2 protein-coding genes are annotated in these 1,386 nt (G+C 66.2%); one reads left to right on the top strand and one right to left on the bottom strand.

All coding sequences use genetic code 11. The features are described 5' to 3' along the window. Positions 1-54 precede the first annotated feature (54 nt). Positions 55-402: a Grx4 family monothiol glutaredoxin gene (gene grxD, locus FKV24_RS16805; RefSeq protein ID WP_141483201.1), complete on the bottom strand. Its 348-nt coding sequence runs from the start codon at positions 400-402 to the stop codon at positions 55-57. Positions 403-595: 193 nt separating this feature from the next. Here grxD and sodB point away from each other — a divergent pair, with 193 nt between their 5' ends. Beyond that, on the top strand, positions 596-1,174 hold the full coding sequence (sodB, locus tag FKV24_RS16810; protein WP_141483202.1) for a superoxide dismutase [Fe]: 579 nt from the start codon (positions 596-598) through the stop codon (positions 1,172-1,174). Positions 1,175-1,386: the final 212 nt, after the last annotated feature.

Raw genomic sequence — 1,386 nt, forward strand, 5'->3', positions numbered from 1 at the left:
CCAGGACCGCGCGCCCGTCGAGAGCGGGCGCCGCCGGGTTCGAAGCCGGATCGCTCACGAGCCGCGACTTTCCGTGGACACCCCCGCCGCCTGGGTCTCGCCGATCATCCGCGCCAGCTCGCCGGACTCGAACAGCTCCAGGGTGATGTCGCAGCCGCCGATCAGCTCGCCGTTGAGGAACAACTGCGGGAAGGTCGGCCAGTTGGAGAAGCGCGGCAGGTTGGCGCGCACCTCCGGGTCCTCCAGCACGTTGACGGTGTGCAGCTCGGTGGCGCCGGCCTCCTTGAGCGCCTGCACCGCGCGGCTGGAGAAACCGCACATCGGGAACTGCGGGGTTCCCTTCATGAACAACACGATCGGATGACCCTCGACCTCGGCCTGGATCCGCTCAAGCACGGACATGTGACACTCCTGGGATGGTTTTTCCCGCAACCGGTATGGGCACGGCCGACGGGCGTGGGGATACAATCGCCCATTGTAATCCTTCGCAGAGTCCCCGATGCAGCCGCCTCCCGGCGGCCAGCGACGGCCTCCCTTCAGCCATGACCCGGGCGCGATGCCCGGCGTCGAGTCACCCAGCCAAAAGGAGTCCCCCATGGCGATCGAACTGCCTGCCCTCCCCTACGACCGCACCGCGCTTGAGCCGCACATCTCCGGCGAAACGATCGACTTCCACTACGGCAAGCACCACAAGACCTACGTCGACAACCTCAACAAGATGATCGAGGGGACCGAGTTCGCCGAGCTGTCGCTGGAGGAGATCATCCGCAAGTCGCAGGGCGGCATGTTCAACAACGCGGCGCAGATCTGGAACCACACCTTCTACTGGAACTGCCTGTCCCCGAACGGCGGCGGCGAGCCGACCGGCAAGCTGGCCGAGGCGATCAACAAGGCCTTCGGCGACTTCGCCACCTTCAAGGAAGAGTTCACCAAGACCGCGGTCACCACCTTCGGCTCCGGCTGGGGCTGGCTGGTGCAGCGCGCCGACGGTTCGCTGGCGCTGGCGAGCACCTCCAACGCCGCCACCCCGCTGACCGGCGACGACACCCCGCTGCTGACCTGCGACGTGTGGGAGCACGCCTACTACATCGACTACCGCAACGCCCGTCCGAAGTACCTGGAGGCGTTCTGGAGCCTGGTCAACTGGGACTTCGTCGCTTCGCAGATGAAGTAAGCGCCCGGCGACCGCCGGATACGCGAACGGCCGGGGCGACCCGGCCGTTTTCGTTTATCGGGCATGCCGAACAACCATCGCGGCTTACCCCGCTCTTGCGACATGGATGGGACCCAACCCCCTGAGTCAGGGGGCGATTCGTGCCGCAGGCACGAATGGGGGTGTGGAAGCGCAACGGCGGGGCCCAAGGTTTGCGCAGCAAACTTTGGGAG

The organism is Marilutibacter maris, from assembly GCF_006546735.2.
In the GTDB taxonomy this organism is placed as follows: domain Bacteria; phylum Pseudomonadota; class Gammaproteobacteria; order Xanthomonadales; family Xanthomonadaceae; genus Marilutibacter; species Marilutibacter maris.